2 protein-coding genes are annotated in these 1,721 nt (G+C 47.0%); both read left to right on the top strand.

The annotated features are described in order from the left end of the window. Nucleotides 1–1,053: porin OmpC (gene ompC / locus EYY67_RS24220; RefSeq protein ID WP_131694599.1), on the top strand; the 1,053-nt coding region annotated here is incomplete at its 5' end. 210 nt (nucleotides 1,054–1,263) lie between these two features. After that, the coding region (locus EYY67_RS24215) for an RrF2 family transcriptional regulator (protein WP_131694598.1) at nucleotides 1,264–1,721 on the top strand (458 nt) is incomplete at its 3' end.

Raw genomic sequence — 1,721 nt, 5'->3', positions numbered from 1 at the left:
AATTCCGCTGAGATTTATAATAAAGATGGCAACAAATTAGATCTGTACGGCAAAGTTGATGCGCGTCACCAATTCTCCGATAACGTAGGCGATGATGGTGATCAAACTTACGTGCGTGTCGGCTTTAAAGGCGAAACTCAGATTTCTGATCAACTGACCGGTTATGGCCAGTGGGAATATAACGTACAGGCGAATAATTCAGAGAATCGCGGCACAGCAGGCAACGCGACCCGCCTGGGCTTCGCGGGTCTGAAATTCGCTGATTTTGGTTCATTCGATTATGGCCGTAACTACGGCGTTGTGTACGACGTTGAAGCCTGGACCGATATGCTGCCAGTATTCGGTGGCGATACCTATACCACGTCGGATAACTTCATGGTTGGCCGTGCAAATGGCGTTGCAACCTACCGTAATTCTGACTTCTTCGGCGAAGTAAAAGGCTGGAACTTTGCCCTGCAATATCAGGGTGCAAACGACGGTACCAACGATTCTGAAGGAACAAACAACCATCGCGATGTAGGTCATCAGAATGGTGACGGTTATGGTTTATCTACTACCTATGATTTCGGAATGGGTATTAGCGCTGGTGCAGCTTATGCGTCATCTGACCGTACAAATGATCAGTCAGCCGATAATCGTGGTGACAAAGCAGATGTCTGGACCATTGGTGCAAAATACGATGCAAACAATGTTTATCTGGCCACCATGTATGCTGAAACCCGTAATATGACCATGTACGGTGACTCAGAAATTGCAAATAAAACTCAGAACTTTGAAGTCACTGCGCAATATCAGTTTGACTTTGGCCTGCGTCCTGAAATCTCTTACCTGCAGTCAAAGGGTAAAGATCTGAATAACAACAATGGCGGCGATGATAACGACAAAGATCTGGTTAAATACGTCTCTGTTGGCGCGAACTATTACTTCAACAAAAATATGTCTACCTACGTTGATTATAAAATCAACCTGCTGGACAACGATGATGAGTTCTACACAAATCACGGTATCTCTACCGATGATGTTGTTGGCGTAGGCTTACAATACCAGTTCTAATCTCTGAAACTTCTTACTGAAGAATCTGAGTACTAAAACCCATCTCCGGATGGGTTTTTTTGTGCCCAACCCGTGATTTTATGTGCCTTTGAGAAGTGTCTGCCTTCAATAATGCAACAGTGTTTGTTATATTATTGACCAGATCACGTATAGGGCATTTCCTCTGTGATACGGTGCTTAACCTAAGACTTGGTTTCTCAGGACAATGACATGTTAGATTATCGCTTTCCGACAGCTATGCAGATGGTGTTTTGTATCGCTCAGTCCCAAAAGGCTGGCCAGCGTTGCACCAGTGCGATTTTAGCAACGGGTCTGGAAGCCAACTCCAGCTTTATTCGCAAACTGATGGTGCCGCTCACGCAGCACGGCATTATCGTCTCCACCCTTGGACGCACCGGCTCGATTACCCTTGGCCGCCCGGCGGAAGACATCTCCCTTCGCGACATCTATTGTGCCGTCATTGAAGATAAACGTCTGTGGGCCGCGCGCCCTGATGTGCCTGCTCGTTGTGTCGTCAGCGCCAATGCCTGCACTTACTTCAAGAATATCGTCAGCGAAGCAGAAGAGGCATCATTTCAGGTGTTAGCGCGTCACACGGTTGCTGACGCACTGGCTGAATTTGAACGCGGCGGCAAGTACAAGTGCACGAAAGATTTAGCGGCGGAATA

Source organism: Rahnella victoriana, assembly GCF_004330295.1.
In the GTDB taxonomy this organism is placed as follows: domain Bacteria; phylum Pseudomonadota; class Gammaproteobacteria; order Enterobacterales; family Enterobacteriaceae; genus Rahnella; species Rahnella victoriana.
This window is presented reverse-complemented; position numbering and strand designations above follow the sequence as displayed.